This is a genomic window from Bifidobacterium asteroides (genome assembly GCF_048001765.1).
GTDB lineage: Bacteria > Actinomycetota > Actinomycetes > Actinomycetales > Bifidobacteriaceae > Bombiscardovia > Bombiscardovia asteroides_K.
Genome location: NZ_CP181447.1, coordinates 1,710,585 through 1,726,110 on the forward strand (window position 1 = coordinate 1,710,585; position 15,526 = coordinate 1,726,110).

Genomic DNA, 15,526 nt, shown 5'->3' on the forward strand with positions numbered 1-15,526 from the left:
TACATGCGGGCATGAAGGAGCGTGTATGGACAAGACCGAGCAGGACAAACTGAAGAAGGCCGCCGGCATCGAGGCAGCCAAGCTGGTCGAGGACGGCATGACCGCCGGACTGGGCACCGGATCCACAGTCCGGTTCTTCGTGGATGAACTGGGACGGCGCGTCAAGGAAGAGGGCCTGGAGTTCACCGGCGTGACCACCTCCCGGCGGACCAAGGAGCAGGCTGAAGGCTACGGAATCCACATCGTCGACATCGACCAGGTGGATCACATCGATGTCACCATTGACGGCGCCGACGAGGTCGACAAGGATTTCAACGGCATCAAGGGCGGCGGCGCAGCCTTGCTCTGGGAGAAGATAGTGGCAGTCAACTCCCGAAAGATCGTCTGGATTGTGGACGAGTCCAAGGTGGTCGACACCATCGGCCGCTTCCCCCTGCCAGTGGAGGTCATCCCCTTCGGCGAGCGACACGTCCTGGATCGCTTCAAGGAGCGCGGATACAACCCGGTCCTGCGACTGGACGGCCAGGGGCAGCCGGTTCTGACCGACGAGCACAACCACATCATCGATCTGCATCTGGATCGGATCGAGCACCCGCAGGATCTGGCCCAGGACCTGATCACAACCGTGGGTGTCGTGGAACACGGCCTCTTCCTCAACATGGTCGACACAGTCATCGTGGGCGACCCCAACGGGCCCCGGGTCATGACCAACGCCAACAAGTGATCATCAGCGAACATCTTGCCTCCCGGCTGACGGCACCTAAAAGCCTGGGAGCATCCGGCTGGCCACGATGACCAGCGATGATATGAACATGAAGCCCCCCGCGTCCATTCGATGCGGGGGGCTTCGTTGACCCTGATGGGCCATAAGTCATAAAGCTACTTGCGCTGGTGACGAGTCTTGCGCAGCAGTTTGCGGTGCTTCTTCTTGCTCATCCGCTTGCGGCGCTTCTTGATGACAGAACCCATCCGAGCCTCCGATCCTTAGTTACCTGGAAGTGTCCAACTTGCTTATCGTACACCGCTTACGGGACGACTAAAGCGGGAAGGCCTTGTAAAAAGCCTCCAGCGCAGTCCGCTGGCCCTGGGCACGGAAGACCACTGTATCATTCTGCCAGATGACCAGGGCCTTGTGCTCGTCGTCGCCATCCGCCTTCTCCAGGTAGGATCCGGTGACCGTGCCGCCGCTACGAACATTGCCCGAGGCCAGCTCCTTACCGGACATGCCCGTGGACTGGCTGTCATAGAGTGCCTTGGCATCCTCGCTCCTGGACCACTGAGCCAGGTGAAGGGTCACATCCCCGCCCGACTTGCCGGTGGAGTAGACCAGGTTGTACTCCTCAATAGGTGTATGGGTGCTCCACTCGCTATCAGAATCCGCCTTGACGCGGGCGAACTCGCCTACCGTATCGGGCATGGCCTTGAGCAGCTCGGAGGCCGAATCGGGCAGGGGCACCGCAGTGGCCTTGGGACTGCTGGATTGCGAAGGCTGCGAAGATGCGGAGGCCGAAGCCTGAGCGACGGGCTCCTGGCTGCGCACCGCCCAGTGAGGCCAGACAAAGGCCGATAGGAGCACTAGGACCACCACCGCCGCCAGGGCGATGACCAGACCGATCCGTCGACGGCGCTGCTTGGCGTGCGCGGAGGAGTCAGAGGAAGAGGACAGGGGTGCAGAAGGATTGTCAGCCATGTCTCCATTCTCTCATGGGCAGGGTGTCGGCACTGCGAAGATGACGTAAAAGCCCAGCTACTCGTCCCTGAATCCCGATAGCGTGCAGGTATGGCCAAGACGACGACGCAATACGTGTGCACGGAGTGTGGCTGGACCGGCGGCAAATGGTTCGGACGCTGCCCGGAATGCGGCCAGTGGGGAACCATCGAGGAATTTCACGAAGCCCGTGTCGTAGGTGCAGGCGGGGGTCTGTCCTCTTCCGGCGGCAGCCATACGGCACCTGCGCCCCCGAAGACTGGCCTGGCCCGGCCTATCACCCGGGTAGGCACGGACCAGGTAAAGCGCATTCCTACAGGATTCGAGGAGTTCGACCGGGTCCTGGGCGGGGGCATCGTACCCGGGTCGGTCATTCTCTTGGCCGGTGAGCCGGGCATCGGTAAGTCCACCCTCCTGCTGGAGACCGCCGGCCGGGTGGCAGACCGGGGCAGCGAGGGGAGCAAAGTGCTCTACGTATCAGGCGAGGAGTCCCAGGCCCAGGTCCGGATGCGGGCCAGTCGGGTGGGAGCGCTCAAGGATTCACTGCTGCTGGCTTCGACCACCGACCTGGCCACAGTGCTGGGGCTGATCGAGCGCGAGAAGCCGGCACTGGCCATTGTGGACTCCGCCCAGACCATCGTCTCCAGCCAGGTTGATGGCATTGCCGGAGGATCCACCCAGGTGCGCGAGGTGGCCATCAGCCTGATCGACATGGCCAAGTCGCACGACATCCCCATCCTCCTGGTCGGCCACGTGACCAAGGACGGCTCCATCGCCGGGCCGCGGACTCTGGAACATCTGGTCGATGTGGTCTGCCAGTTCGAGGGCGACTCCCAAACCGCCCTGCGCCTACTGAGGGCCGTCAAGAACAGGTTCGGCCCCACCGACGAGGTGGGCTGCTTCGACATGGGCGAGCAGGGCATCGAGGAGGTCAGCGATCCTACGGGGCTTTTCCTGTCCACGACCGGGCAGGAGGTGGAGGGCACCTGCGTGACCTTCACCTTGGACGGCCACCGCAGTCTGCCCATCGAGATCCAAGCCCTGGTCACCACCTCTGTACTACCCACACCCCGTCGCAACACCAACGGAATCGACGCCAACCGCCTGGCCATGTTGGCTGCGGTGCTCTACCGCCACGGCCGCGTCAACCTGTTGACACGGGACCTGTACGTGTCCACCATCGCCGGCGGACTGGCCAAGGAGCCCGGGTGCGACCTGGCCATCGTGGCCGCCCTGGCCAGTGCAGCCAAGTCCCGGCCCATCCTGCGCACAACCTGTGCCATGGGCGAGATATCCCTGACCGGACAGGTCAGGCCGGTGCCTCAGCTCAACCACCGGCTGCAGGAGGCTGCCCGGCTGGGATTCACCCGGGCACTGGTCCCGCCCGACCGGCACTCAGGAGGCCGAAAGTCCATTCAAGGACTAGAGGTGGTCGAGGTCACCTATCTGGCCGAAGCCCTGGAGGCCTTGGACCTGGTCTGAACCCGATGGCCGCTGGTCTCCTATCGCATCATATGGCGTTCACCTGCCGACTCGTTAACCTGCCGGACTAGGATGGAGTCGCTGGAAGACCGACACCCATCATCATCGCGAGGAGCAGATCAGCATGACCATCTTCACCAGGAAAACCATACGCAGGCTGACAGCGGCCGCACTCACGGCAGTCACGCTCATGGCCGGCGCGGCCTGTGGCTCCTCATCGAGCAACAGCGGGCAGTCAGCAGACAAGCAGGACATCACCCAGCAGACCATCAAGCCCGGCACCCTGACCATTGCCACCGGAGACCCGGCATACGCCCCATACGTGCAGGACAACAAGCCCGAATCCGGCAAGGGCTACGAGGCGGCCGTGGCCTATGCCGTAGCAGAGAAAATGGGCTTCGACAAGGCACACGTCACCTGGACCCGGACCACCTTCGATGCCGCCATCGCCCCGGGAAGCAAGGACTACGACCTGAACATCCAGCAGTTCTCCATCACCCCGGAGCGTCGGCAGGCTGTGGACTTCACACCCAGCTACTACAACTCCACCCAGTCGCTGGTAGTCAGAAACAATTCTCCATACGCTTCCGCAACCTCCCTCGCCCAGATCAAGGACGCCAAGATAGGGGCCATGGTCGGCTCCACCTCATACGAGATGGCTCACAAGCTGGTCAAGCCTGACATCGACACCTTCAACGACGACGTGGCTTCGTCCCAGGCCTTGGATGCCAATCAGATCGACGCGCTTGTCGTGGACACTCCCTCAGCCGTGACCATGGTCGATTCCGGGCAGGTCAAGAACGCCAAGATCCTCGGGCAGATCAAGGGCTCGCAGGACCCGGAGGGCATGGGCATAGTCCTGCCCAAGGGCTCCAAGCTGACCCCGGCCGCTTCCAAGGCTGTCACCGCCCTGAAGAAGGATGGAACCCTGGACAAGCTGCAGAAGCAGTGGCTGCACGTCTACACCTCCCTGCCTACCCTGGGCTGAGAGAAGAAAGGAAACCTTGTCGTTCATGGCCACCTCGGCACGGTACGCGGTCAGCGATATCCAACGGGAACGGGAACGCTACGGCCGTCGACAGAATCTGCGCTCCGTGGCGGTCAGCATCGCCAGTACGCTTGTATTGGCCCTGCTGATCGCCCTGGGGTTGCACGCCTCACCCGGCTGGCCCCGAGTCAAGCAGTCGTTTTTCTCCGGCGCCTACTTCGCTCAAGCCTTCCCCAAGGTCCTCCAAGGGCTCTGGCTCAATCTGGAGGTCCTTTTCTTCGCAGTCATCGGCGTGGCCCTGCTGGGCACCCTGTTGGCCATGATCCGCACCAGCCGGAACCCACTGCTCTTCCCCCTGCGGGTGCTGGCCCAGGTCTATACCACGATCATGCGGGGCATCCCCATGATTGTGGTCCTCTACCTGATAGGCTTCGGCATCCCCGGACTGGCCATCTTCAACCGGATTCCGGCTGCACTGCTGGGCACCGTGGCGGTCATCCTCTCCTATTCGGCATACATCGCCGAGGTGCTGAGAGCCGGCTTCCAGGATGTCAGCCCTTCCCAGAGGGCATCAGCACGCTCCCTGGGCCTGACCTCCGGGCAGACCATGCGTCTGGTAGTCATCCCCCAGGCCCTGCGCAAGGTGGCTCCGGCACTGATGAACGATTTCATCTCCATGCAAAAGGACGTGGGGCTGATTTCGGTTCTGGGAGCCGTAGACGCGGTCAGAGCGGCCCAGATCATTGTGGCCACCTCCTACAACTTCACCCCTTACGTGGTGGCCTCGGTGCTCTTCATCGCCACCTCGGTCCCCTTCATTCTTCTCAACGACTGGTATTCCAACCGGCTGCGCAAGCGCGAACAGAGCGGAGGCATGGTATGAGCGAACAGGCAGGCACCGATCAGGATCAGCCGGTGCTCCGTCTGGAGGATGTGCGAAAAACCTACCCTGGGGGCAACAAGGTCCTGCGCGGCATCTCCATGACCATCATGCCTCATGAGACCGTGGCCCTGCTGGGTCCCTCCGGGTCGGGCAAGTCCACCCTGATGAAGTGCATCAATCTGCTGGAGACCGTCAACGACGGTAGAATCTGGCTGGGCGGAACCGACATCACCGATCCCAGGATCAACCAGGATGCCTGCCGGGCCAGAATAGGCGTGGTCTTTCAGCAGTTCAACCTCTTTCCCCACATGAACGTCCTGAAAAATGTGACTCTGGGAGCCATCAAGGTTCATGGCATGCCCAAGGACCAGGCTAGGGAACGTGCTTTGGAACTGCTGGATCGAATCGGCATGAGGAAGAAAGCCGGAGCCTACCCAGACCAGCTCTCCGGCGGTCAACAGCAGCGTGTGGCCATCGTCCGAGCCCTGATGACCGACCCTGAACTGCTTCTGCTGGATGAGATCACCTCAGCCCTGGACCCCATGCTGGTGGGCGAGGTCCTGGCTATGGTCTCGGAGCTGACCGCCGGTGGCACCACCATTCTCATGGCCACCCACGAGATGAGTTTCGCCCATCATGCGGCCAACCGGGTGGTTCTGCTGCTGGACGGTGTCATCGCCGAGAACGGCACGCCACAAGAGGTCATGGACGAGTCTGAGAATCCACGCACCAGGGAGTTCTTCAGCCACTTCCGGGGGCTGTGAGTTACAAAGTACTTTCAGCTTTACAGCTTTTAGTCAGCGGTAAACACTCTTCCTGCAGCCTTGGTCAGCTCCAAGGTGCGATTGGCATCCAGGGCCAGTTGTCGTTTGAGGGGCTCCTCGCCCGTATACCGCTTCTGACCGCGCAGACGGCTGAGGAACTCCACCCGGACCCGGTGGCCGTACAGGTCCACCCAATCCGGCCGGACGGCATTGGCCTCCAGGATTCTCGGCATCTGTTGGCCCGGGGCCAGGAAGGTCTCCTTGGTGCCGATGGAGATGGCAGCAGGCATCCGCCAGGGCGAGCCCTGGGCCAGCCGACCCTCCCGGCCCTCCGGCGTCGCCATCGGATCCGTAGGCAGTCCCAGGTCAACCAGCCAGCCTGCATAGACTCCATCAGCGGGCATCATCCCCTGGCTGTCGAGGTCCAGATTCGCAGTCGGAAATCCCAAGCGACGACCCCGCTGTTCCCCATGGACCACTGTGCCTTGAACCATGTGCGGCCGGCCCAGAATATCCAGTGCCGTATCCACATCGCCATCCAGGATCAGCTGCCGAAGGTGCGAGCTGCTCCAGGCTCGTACCCGACGCCGTTCCAGGCCGTCAGCGTCAGGCAGGGTGCAGTCCCCGGGTCCTTGATCTTTCACGACTTCCAGGTTGAACAGTCCAGTGTCCGCCAGGTCGCCAATGGCCTTGATATCGCCGACCCGGCCAGCGCCCATCTGCGCATCGCGGCCCAGTACCAGCGTTCGCATGGCCAGCTGTTCGGTTAGCTGCTTGAGGAAGAATCGATAGGACTTGGCGGCAAAAGCCAGCGTGTATCGCACCACCACAACCTGATCCAGTCCCAGCTGGGCCATCAGCCGCAAGCGCTCCTCCATCGGCATGATCTGATCAGGGTCATGGCGAATAAGATCCGAGGGCGGTTCAATCATGTCATGGCTGTCGGCATAGCTATGGACCAGTTTGGGACTAGGGTCGAAGACCAGGGCCATGGGCCGGTCCCGATCCTTGGCAGCGAGCTCGACCACCCGGCGCAGGATGGCCTGATGACCCCGATGCATGCCGTCGAAGACACCTATGGTAACCACGCTGGACCGGCCCCCCAAGGTTCCCGGCCACCTGACAATACCCGACTCATCCGGGCTGACCTGGCTGACCTTCATCCGTTTCCCATCACTTGGTCATGGCGGCCCCCGAACCCGGGCGCCGAAAATTCCTTAAGCACTGTATTCCCACCGTCTCATCCTGACAAGACCCTGAGGCCAAACACGGACCTGCACATTCAAGCCTCGGGATGGAAGACCACATCCGGTTTGGCCCCGCCTCGTGAACTGGGCACCAGGATGGCAGCCAGTCGCTGCCTGGCCTCAGGTCCGACCAGGGCTGCCGTGGGCTCGGCTACAGACAGATCCAAGAATCCGCCATTGGCCACTCTGGCGGCCTGGTCGGCATCCAGGTTCAGGACGGGCATGCTCATGCGTGCCGCCTGCACGAGACTCAGCGAGCCATCCAACATGCCCTGCCGGTCGTGGTCCGGGACCATACGGTTGCGAACAACGGTCTGACCTTGTCGGTTCCGGTAGGTGCGGGGGACGGCCTTACCGCCCACAACCCTGGATGCCAGATTGGAATCCTCCAGGTCGAACGGGCCCACGCGAATCCTTCTTAAGGCGGTCAGGTGGCCGCCCAGATCCAGCCGCTCGCCCAAATCGCGAGCAAGGGCCCTGATGTAGGTGCCGCTGGAGCAGGTCACTTCCACATCCACATCGACCACCCTGGCGCCTTGGTCGGGCAACTCCACACGACGGAAGTCGAGCAGACGGAAGGACGCAATCCGAATACGTCTGGGTTCCAGCCTGACCTCCTGGCCTGCACGAGCCAGGTCATAGGACCGCCTGCCCTGGACCTTGATGGCGGAGAAGGCATCAGGCACCTGGTCTATCCAGCCGGTGAAGCAGCGATCAATCAAATCCTGCAGACACTGGGCCGTCAGATCATCCGCCCTCTGTGCAGCTCCAGGACGCACCGGCAGCAAATCCCCGTCCGCATCGTCCGTGGTGGTGCCCAGTCCCAGACGCATGGTGGCCCGGTAGGCCTTGTCATGGCCGACGATGACCGTCAACAACCGCGTGGCCTGGCCGAACCCTACGATCAGCAGACCAGTGGCCATGGGATCCAGGGTCCCGGCATGGCCCACGCGACGTATGCCGAGGCAAGAACGGACGGCAGCCACCACGTCATGGCTGGTCACACCGCTCGGCTTGTCAACAAGGATGAGGCCCGAGGTCGGTTCACCGGTGCCTGACTCCATACCATCCGACGAGTCAGCGGTCGGCTTCATCCGTATCCTCTGCGGCAGATTCGTCAAGGACGGAGTCCGACCCATCGGTCTCTTCTTCGTCGTCATGCCGGTACGGGTCGGGGTCGCCCGCATAACTGGCATTGACCCGGGCTCTGGCCATGGCCTCGTCCCTGTGACGGGCTGCGGTCAGCACATCCTCAATCTCGGTCGCTTCGGCTGGCACCTCATCGTAGATGAAGCGCAGCGTCGGTGTCAGCCGCAGACCGGCCCGGGCACCGACCAGGGTGCGCAGCCTGCCGGATGCCTGCCGCAGAGCCTGCTGGGCGCGCTTACGCTCCCCGGCCTCGTGTCCGGACCGACCCAGCTGGGTCCAGTAGATCTTGGCTATCTGCAGGTCGTTGGTGACCCGGACCTCAGTGACGGTGACCCCTGCCAGGCGCTTGTCGTGCATCTGGGACTCCAGCGCGGAGGCCACAACCCGTTGTATCAGGGCTGCTATGCGTACAGCGCGGGGATTTCCAGCCATCATGATTCCTTTCTCGAACCGTCCATGACCAATCTTCGCATTTCATGGACATCCGCCCCGGCCAGGGAGTACCCAGACCGGGGCGGATCGCCACGGACCTCCGACATGTGGTCGGATAGTCGACAGGCTCTACTTGCGTTCCACTTCCTGCATCTCGTAGGTCTCGATGACGTCGCCCACCTCGATGTCGTTGAAGGAGCCCAGGTTGATGCCTGCCTCGTAACCTTCGGACACCTCGTTGACGTCATCCTTGAACCGGCGCAGGGAGGAGATCTCCAGGTCGTTGACGGTGACCACCCCGTTGCGGGCGATGCGAGCCTTGGTGCCCCGTTTGACGGTGCCGTCCTGGACCATGACGCCAGCGATGTTGCCGAACTTGGAAGAGCGGAAGATCTCGCGGATCTCGGAGTGGGAGGTGGTGACCTCCTCGTACTCCGGCTTGAGCATGCCCTTGAGCGCCGCCTCGATGTCCTCGATGGCGTTGTAGATGACCGAGTAGTACTTGATCTCCACGCCCTCGCGGTCTGCCAGGTCCTGGACCTGCCGGTTAGGCCGGACGTTGAAGCCGATGATGACGGCCTTGTCGACCGTGGCCAGGTTGACGTCGTTCTGGGTGATGGCGCCCACGCCCCGGTGGATGACCTGGATTCCGACCTCGTCGGAGACCTCGATCTTCATCAGGGAGTCCTCCAGAGCCTCCACCGAGCCGGAAGAATCGCCCTTGATGACAATGTTGAGCATGTCCACCTCGGACTTGGCGAACTGCTCCTTCAGGCTCTCCAGGGAGACCACCTTGCGGCGCTTGGCCAGCTGTGCGGCGCGGGCCGAAGCCTCACGCTTCTCGGCGATCTGACGGGCAGTGCGGTCGTCGGGGGCGACCAGGAAGAGGTCGCCGGCGGTAGGCACCGAGGTAAGTCCCAGCACCTGGACAGGCGTGGAAGGACCTGCAGCATCCATCTGCCGACCGTTCTCATCCAGCATGGCACGCACACGGCCATAAGCCGACCCTGCCACGATGGCATCGCCTACATGCAGGGTTCCTTGCTGGACCAGCACGGTGGCCACAGCTCCGCGTCCCTTGTCCAGCCGGGCCTCGACCGTGGCGCCGCGAGCGTCCATGTCGGGGTTGGCCCGAAGGTCGAGGTCGGCATCGGCAGTCAGGAGGACGGCCTCCAGGAGCTTGTCCACGTTGGTGCCCAGCTTGGCGGAGATGTCGACAAACATGGTGTCGCCACCATACTCTTCGGATACCAGACCGAACTCGGTCAGCTGGCCGCGCACCTTCTGGGGGTTGGCTCCCTCAACATCAATCTTGTTGACAGCCACCACGATGGGCACATGAGCGGCCTGGGCGTGGTTGATGGCCTCCACGGTCTGCGGCATGACGCCGTCGTCCGCGGCCACCACCAGGATAGCCACATCGGTCAGCTCGGCACCGCGGGCACGCATGGCCGTAAAGGCCTCGTGGCCAGGGGTATCCAGGAAGGTGATCTTGCGGTCCTCCCCGTCCAGGGTGACCGTGGCCTGGTAGGCCCCGATGCGCTGGGTGATGCCGCCAGCCTCTTGGGTGGTCGTGTTGGTCTTGCGGATGGTGTCCAGCAACCTGGTCTTGCCGTGGTCGACATGGCCCATGACCGTGACCACAGGAGGCCTAGGCTGCAGGTTCTTGTCATCCTGGTCCTCACGTTCTTCGTCCAGGTTGATGTCGAACTGCTGAAGAAGCTCCTTGTCCTCCTCCTCGGCGGAGACAATGCGGATCTTCCACCCAATCTCGTCGCCCAGAATCTGGAAGGTGGCCTCATCAAGGGACTGGGTGGCCGTAGCCATCTCGCCCAGGTGGAAGAGGACCGTGACCAGGGCGGCGGGGTTGACGTTGATCTTGTCAGCCAGGTCGGCCAGGGTGGCGCCCTGGCGCAGCTTGACGGTACGACCATTGCCGGCGGGGATGCGCACGCCGCCAATGACGGGTGCCTTCATCTCCTGGAATTCATGCCTCTTGGCCATCCGATTCTTACGGGCCTTGGAGGACTTGCCTCCCTGGCGACCGAATGCTCCAGCAGCGCCGCCGCGACCGCGACCACCACGGCCTGAACCGCCGCGGAAGCCGCCTGAGGGTGCCGACGAAGCGCCGCCGAAACGGCTGCCGCCGCCCTGATGGGTCTGCTGGCCTGGACGGCTATGGCCCCACTGCCCTGGACGGGCGCCCTGTCCGGAGCGACCGCCACGACCGTTGCGAAATCCGCCCCGGCCCCTGTGGGAGTCGTTGACGGTGGGCCTGGCCATGGGGTGCGGCCTTGGGATATCCGAAGGCATGGGAGCCTTCATCCCCTGCTTGCGGCTGAAAGGATTATTGCCTGGACGAGGCGTGGATGCGCCCGGCCGTGCGCCATGACGTGCCGCCGCAGCGTTGGAGCCACCGGGACGACCATTGTTGCGCGAGCCCTGGGGGCCGGGCCTGCCCATGGCTGAAGGCTTGGGTCCACGGGACTGGTTGCGCTGCTCATGCTCGTTGCGGTTGCCCTGGGGGGCACCAGGCTTGGGGAAGTGGCCACCGGGACGCTGCTGGCTCCGTGGCGAGTCACCGCCAGCCGTGGGCCGACGGTTCTGTCCGGGTTTTGGCCCAGGTGTGGATTGTTGCTGGGTGCCACCGGACTGCGAGCGGCCGTGCTGACCCTGGCCGCCTCCATGATTAGGGTTGCTGGGGCGGGCATTTCGTGCAGCAGCCTGGCCAGCGTCGCCCTGTCCCTTCTGAGGGAAAGCATTCTTGAGTCGACGAACCACAGGGGCCTCGACAGTGGAGGATGCGGACTTGACGAACTCGCCCATGTCCTTCAATTTCGCCAGAACAGTCTTGCTGTCTACGCCAAATTCCTTGGCCAGCTCATACACGCGTGCTTTGGGCACTTACTTTCTCCTTACCGGACCGCGCATATGACCGGCGCGATCACTCTTTCATGACGGCGAACATATCCTGTCTCATCGTGCGACCATGATCGTGTTACCTCGTCTCTGTGCCGGGGCCGACGGCATGAACCACCGGACTCGGGATACCGGGTCCAGCATACTCGCGTCGTCGGATGTTTGCTCTCAGGCGTCTTCACCAGCAGCCGAAGCTGATTGCGCCTGCAGCTCACGCAATTTTTGCTGGTGGGCCTCCTCGGACTCGATACCGATCTTCCAGCCGGTCAGCTTGGCGGCCAGACGGGCGTTCTGCCCCTCTTTGCCAATGGCCAGGGAGAGCTGGGCGTCCTTGATGAAGGCAATAGCCGTTCGGTTGGGCTCGCTGACGATCTGCACCTGACGAACCACAGCCGGGGACAGGGCCGCAGCCACGAATTCGGCAGGATCCTTGGACCAGTCCACAATGTCGATCTTCTCAGGTCCAAGGTTCTCCATGACGGCACGGACGCGAGCGCCAGCAGGGCCGATCAGCGCACCCTTGGGATTGACCCCCTTGGTGTTGGCACGAACCGCAATCTTTGTTCTGGCCCCGGCCTCACGGGCAATGGCCATGATGGAGACTGCGCCGGAGACCAGCTCAGGCACCTCCCGCTCAAAGAGGCGGCGCACCAGCTCCGGGTGGGAACGCGACACGATGATTTCCGGCCCCTTGAGCCCACGTGACACATTGACCACGTAGACACGGATCCGCTGGCCGTGCTGATAATGCTCTCCAGGCACCTGCTCGCGGCGGGGCAGAATGGCCTCGACATTATCTACGGCCACATGCACATTGCCGGGATCGCTGGCATCCTGCTGCACAACTCCGGTAATCAGATGGCCCTTTTGACCCGAGAAAGCTCCGAAGACTCGCTCATCATCTGCCTGGCGGAAGAGCTGGCGGATGACCTGGCGGGCCGTGGAGGCCGCCAGCCGATCGAAGTCCTTCGGCGTGTCATCATATTCCTCGCCCAGATCGTATCCCGGTTCAGGCTCGTCGGGCGTGGGTTCGCGAGCAATTTCGTCCTGTGCCCAGATGGTAAAGGTTCCCGCACGTTCATCCAGCTCAACCCGTGCGTGCTTGGCTGCATGAGGCGATTTCTGGTAGGCCAGAAGAAGGGCCTCGCTCAATGCTTGATCCAAGGTCTCGGCATCAATCCCTTGTTCGTGTGCCAGCTGATGAATTTCAGCCAGGTCCAGTTCCATGTCAAGACCTCCTATGAAGTTATTCAGACCGTGCTTCTTTTAGTCTGCAATGCCTACTATTCTAGCCTTTCATGCAGACACAGCCGGTTCCTGAATACCACGGGTGGGCGAGTCGTCGGCCGACGACCCCGGCACGACGGATAAGGGCCGCTATCGGAGTACTTCTGCTGGCTGTCACAATCTCAGGATGCACACCCTCAACCGTGCATGTCAGCCAACACGACCCCGACAATCTCCGCCCCACCGCCTGCGAACAAGCATGGACGCGAGCACGGCAGTCGGAACGGCTCCAGAAGAATCAGGCAGACGGACGGGCTCAGGCCTGGATCCAGGCGGCCCGAGAGTGCCCTGCTCGCATGGACGAAGCCACGGTACATGCAGCCCAAGCTTTGACAGCTTCCGAGGGCGGACAGGCCAACCGTCAAAAAGCCACATTGAGGCTGGTGCAGGCTGCACAACAGTTGGACCCGTTAGCCAAGGCGCTGCCCGTTGAATTGGCCGATCAGGCCATCACAGGCGAAGACCGTTCCGGATTCGAACTCTCGGTCCTCGCGGCCCGCAAGACGGATGCCGCATGGATGCTCACCCTTGCCGATGCGCACACTGCAGCCGCGCAGATTCTGGTCGGTCATGCCAAGCACGATCCCCGGCAGGGGGTCTATCCCACCACTGATCTGTTGGCGCACCCAGAAGAGTCCACCGACCCCGCCAACGGAATACAGGCCTCTACCCCCGCCCTAATCGAGATGAATACAGCCCGGACCCTGTTGGCCGTAGGGAGAAAGCTGAACGGCTCCTCAGGCACCATACGAACTGATGCCGGCCAGGACGCGAAAAGCCACCGGGAGGCCACATCGGCTCTGGTCGACATAATTGTAGCCCACTTGTCCATGGCCATGAATCTCGGCTACCCGGCTACTTCGTCAGCCCTGCTGCAGGCGCCAAAGCACTGACGTCCAGGACGGACCATACTCGCAGGGCCCTCATTCGCATATGCGAGCAACCCTTGCTCATCCATGCCCAAAACCTGGTCAATCATGAAGTGCAATCATCAAGCACAACACATTAACTATTGCTTACTGCAGATTTCACGAAACTTACGAGTGGCGCCAAAGTTTCAGACGGTGCTAATATAGAACGTGTTCCAAAGGAGTATTCCACAGGAACGCAGGGGGGTATGAACCCGTGCAATGTAGGAGGCGAGCCGGTGCTGACCACCACATCGCCTTCTGCATTGGACGGTCTTTTTATTTGCTGAGTATCGCTGCTCATGGTCATGCCAAACTAGGTAGTCAAAGATTGTATACGGAAGACCAATCGCATCTGACATCCATGAACCAAACGGGTGCCATTGCCTCAGTCACTCCGCAAAAGTCAGTCTTCTATGGACCGCATATCAGCAGCAATTATGAAACCTGATACTCCAAGTGTGCCACTGAAACTGTGAAAGGCAGCAACAGGATAAAACGTAAAAGGCCCCGGCCATCGGGCCGGGGCCAATAAGGGCGGTTGAGGCGAGATTCGAACTCGCGGAGGGAGTTGCCCTCACACGCTTTCGAGGCGTGCTCCTTAGACCGCTCGGACACTCAACCATGGTCGTTGCCCGACACTGCCGAACAACAACTTTTCTATTATGCCACAGAGTCCCTACCTGGCAAGCGGCGTGGCGCAGGCAACCGTCAAAACAACCTTAATATCAAAGTGTCCGGCGTGCTCGGATGGCCCGCGCTCGCTCAGCAAGCTGGTCATCAGGCGGATAGGCCACATGTTCCAGGGTCAGGCCCCGAGCGTCTATGGGGCCAGTGGAACCTTCACGCAGGGGGTGGGCCACCTTGTCGGCAAACCATTGCACAGACCGGCGTCCTTGGCCCACCTGAATGCAGGCCGCGACCAGTGAGCGGACCATGTTATGGGCAAATGCATCGGCTACAATCCGAAAGACGGTCAGTCCGGACTCCATGAAGGTCGGAAAGTATCCGACGACACTCTGTCCCGGAGCAGCCTCACACAGATTCACGCTAGGAACCAGATCCCAGTGTGCTGCCAGGACCTTGCGGATGGCTGTGCCGCCGGGATTTGGCCTTGCGAAGGACCCGAAGTCATGCAGCCCGATACACTCCGCTGCAGCCTCGTTCATAGCTTGCAGATCCAGGCTTCCCTCCAGGTTCAGCACATAGCCCCGCATGCGTGGATCACCTGACTGACCCCCCTGGCTAACCCGATACAGGTAGGTGCGTTCCAGGGCGGAGAAGCGGGCATCGAAGCCCTTAGGAGCCAATCTGAGACCGAGCAGAACGATGTCAGCAGGCAACAGATGCCTGAGACGGCGCTCCAGGGCCAAAACACCATCGACCCCCATATGCCCCCTGCAGGATTCGAGCACTGCATCGGGAACGTCCAAGTGTGCCACCTGGTGAGATGCATGGACACCTGTGTCGGTCCTGCCTGCCACGACCAGTTTTGGCTCCCAGACAACTTGGCTATGGGAAATCCGGCCTTGTGATCTGCGGGCTCCAGTAATCAGAGACAGAGCATGCTCGATGCAGCCTTGGACTGTGCGCAGCCCTGGCTGCCGGGCCCAGCCATGGAAACCGCCGCCGTCGTAGGCCAGGTCCATGCGCAGCCTGACAAGGGACATTTCCACCTTCTGATCCTCCATCACGACCTCCCTGGCAGCAATGACAAACGGGGCCGGAGAGCCATGCTCCCCGACCCCGTCACCAGAAC

Annotated in this window: 13 protein-coding genes, 1 tRNA gene and 2 pseudogenes; 6 read left to right on the forward strand and 10 right to left on the reverse strand. The window is 62.0% G+C overall.

Features of this window, described 5'->3' with window-relative positions; all coding sequences use genetic code 11:
* Positions 1 to 25 precede the first annotated feature (25 nt).
* Positions 26 to 724, forward strand: coding sequence for a ribose-5-phosphate isomerase RpiA (gene rpiA / locus ACNAOV_RS07000; protein WP_416517158.1), 699 nt, complete (start codon positions 26 to 28; stop codon positions 722 to 724).
* Between the two features lie 155 nt (positions 725 to 879).
* Here rpiA and ACNAOV_RS07005 read toward each other — a convergent pair whose 3' ends face one another.
* Both ACNAOV_RS07005 and ACNAOV_RS07010 read right to left on the reverse strand, forming a co-directional pair.
* Positions 880 to 969 carry a 30S ribosomal protein bS22 gene (locus tag ACNAOV_RS07005; RefSeq protein WP_004268639.1) on the reverse strand — a complete coding sequence of 30 codons (90 nt, stop codon included), beginning with the start codon at positions 967 to 969 and terminating at the stop codon, positions 880 to 882.
* Between the two features lie 67 nt (positions 970 to 1,036).
* Positions 1,037 to 1,690, reverse strand: a complete 654-nt coding sequence (locus ACNAOV_RS07010) for a hypothetical protein (RefSeq protein ID WP_416517159.1) — start codon at positions 1,688 to 1,690, stop codon at positions 1,037 to 1,039.
* A 90-nt stretch (positions 1,691 to 1,780) separates the two neighbouring features.
* On the opposite strand from ACNAOV_RS07010, the gene radA reads away from it, so the two are divergent.
* From radA to ACNAOV_RS07030, 4 genes are all read left to right on the forward strand, one after another.
* On the forward strand, positions 1,781 to 3,190 hold the full coding sequence (gene radA, locus ACNAOV_RS07015) for a DNA repair protein RadA (protein WP_416517160.1): 1,410 nt from the start codon (positions 1,781 to 1,783) through the stop codon (positions 3,188 to 3,190).
* A gap of 124 nt (positions 3,191 to 3,314) precedes the next feature.
* A complete protein-coding gene (locus ACNAOV_RS07020; protein ID WP_416517161.1) occupies positions 3,315 to 4,178 on the forward strand; it encodes an ABC transporter substrate-binding protein in 864 nt (287 codons plus the stop codon).
* A gap of 25 nt (positions 4,179 to 4,203) precedes the next feature.
* Positions 4,204 to 5,061 (forward strand): amino acid ABC transporter permease, encoded by an 858-nt coding sequence (locus ACNAOV_RS07025; RefSeq protein ID WP_416517162.1) that lies wholly within the window; start codon positions 4,204 to 4,206, stop codon positions 5,059 to 5,061.
* On the forward strand, positions 5,058 to 5,825 hold the full coding sequence (locus ACNAOV_RS07030; RefSeq protein WP_416517163.1) for an amino acid ABC transporter ATP-binding protein: 768 nt from the start codon (positions 5,058 to 5,060) through the stop codon (positions 5,823 to 5,825). Before ACNAOV_RS07025 ends, ACNAOV_RS07030 begins: the two co-directional genes overlap by 4 nt.
* A 29-nt stretch (positions 5,826 to 5,854) precedes the next feature.
* Here ACNAOV_RS07030 and ribF read toward each other — a convergent pair whose 3' ends face one another.
* The 6 genes and pseudogenes from ribF to nusA all read right to left on the reverse strand — a co-directional run bounded on the left by ribF (position 5,855) and on the right by nusA (position 12,799).
* Positions 5,855 to 6,988 (reverse strand): bifunctional riboflavin kinase/FMN adenylyltransferase, encoded by a 1,134-nt coding sequence (gene ribF, locus ACNAOV_RS07035; RefSeq protein WP_416517164.1) that lies wholly within the window; start codon positions 6,986 to 6,988, stop codon positions 5,855 to 5,857.
* A gap of 119 nt (positions 6,989 to 7,107) precedes the next feature.
* Positions 7,108 to 8,166: a tRNA pseudouridine(55) synthase TruB gene (truB, locus tag ACNAOV_RS07040; RefSeq protein ID WP_416517165.1), complete on the reverse strand. Its 1,059-nt coding sequence runs from the start codon at positions 8,164 to 8,166 to the stop codon at positions 7,108 to 7,110.
* Positions 8,150 to 8,653: a 30S ribosome-binding factor RbfA gene (gene rbfA / locus ACNAOV_RS07045; RefSeq protein ID WP_416518177.1), complete on the reverse strand. Its 504-nt coding sequence runs from the start codon at positions 8,651 to 8,653 to the stop codon at positions 8,150 to 8,152. Before rbfA ends, truB begins: the two co-directional genes overlap by 17 nt.
* Before the next feature lie 129 nt (positions 8,654 to 8,782).
* Positions 8,783 to 11,098 (reverse strand): annotated as a pseudogene (infB, locus tag ACNAOV_RS07050) (translation initiation factor IF-2); the annotation flags it as partial.
* A gap of 308 nt (positions 11,099 to 11,406) precedes the next feature.
* Positions 11,407 to 11,557, reverse strand: a pseudogene (locus ACNAOV_RS07055) (translation initiation factor IF-2 N-terminal domain-containing protein); the annotation flags it as partial.
* A gap of 183 nt (positions 11,558 to 11,740) precedes the next feature.
* Positions 11,741 to 12,799: a transcription termination factor NusA gene (nusA, locus tag ACNAOV_RS07060; protein WP_416517166.1), complete on the reverse strand. Its 1,059-nt coding sequence runs from the start codon at positions 12,797 to 12,799 to the stop codon at positions 11,741 to 11,743.
* A gap of 71 nt (positions 12,800 to 12,870) precedes the next feature.
* Here nusA and ACNAOV_RS07065 point away from each other — a divergent pair, with 71 nt between their 5' ends.
* Entirely contained in the window at positions 12,871 to 13,752 is an 882-nt protein-coding gene (locus tag ACNAOV_RS07065) for a hypothetical protein (RefSeq protein ID WP_416517167.1), read from the forward strand.
* A gap of 553 nt (positions 13,753 to 14,305) precedes the next feature.
* Here ACNAOV_RS07065 and ACNAOV_RS07070 read toward each other — a convergent pair.
* Positions 14,306 to 14,391 (reverse strand) — tRNA-Ser (locus tag ACNAOV_RS07070).
* Positions 14,392 to 14,495: 104 nt separating this feature from the next.
* Positions 14,496 to 15,458, reverse strand: a complete 963-nt coding sequence (locus tag ACNAOV_RS07075; protein ID WP_416517168.1) for a tRNA pseudouridine synthase A — start codon at positions 15,456 to 15,458, stop codon at positions 14,496 to 14,498.
* Between the last annotated feature and the right edge of the window lie 68 nt (positions 15,459 to 15,526).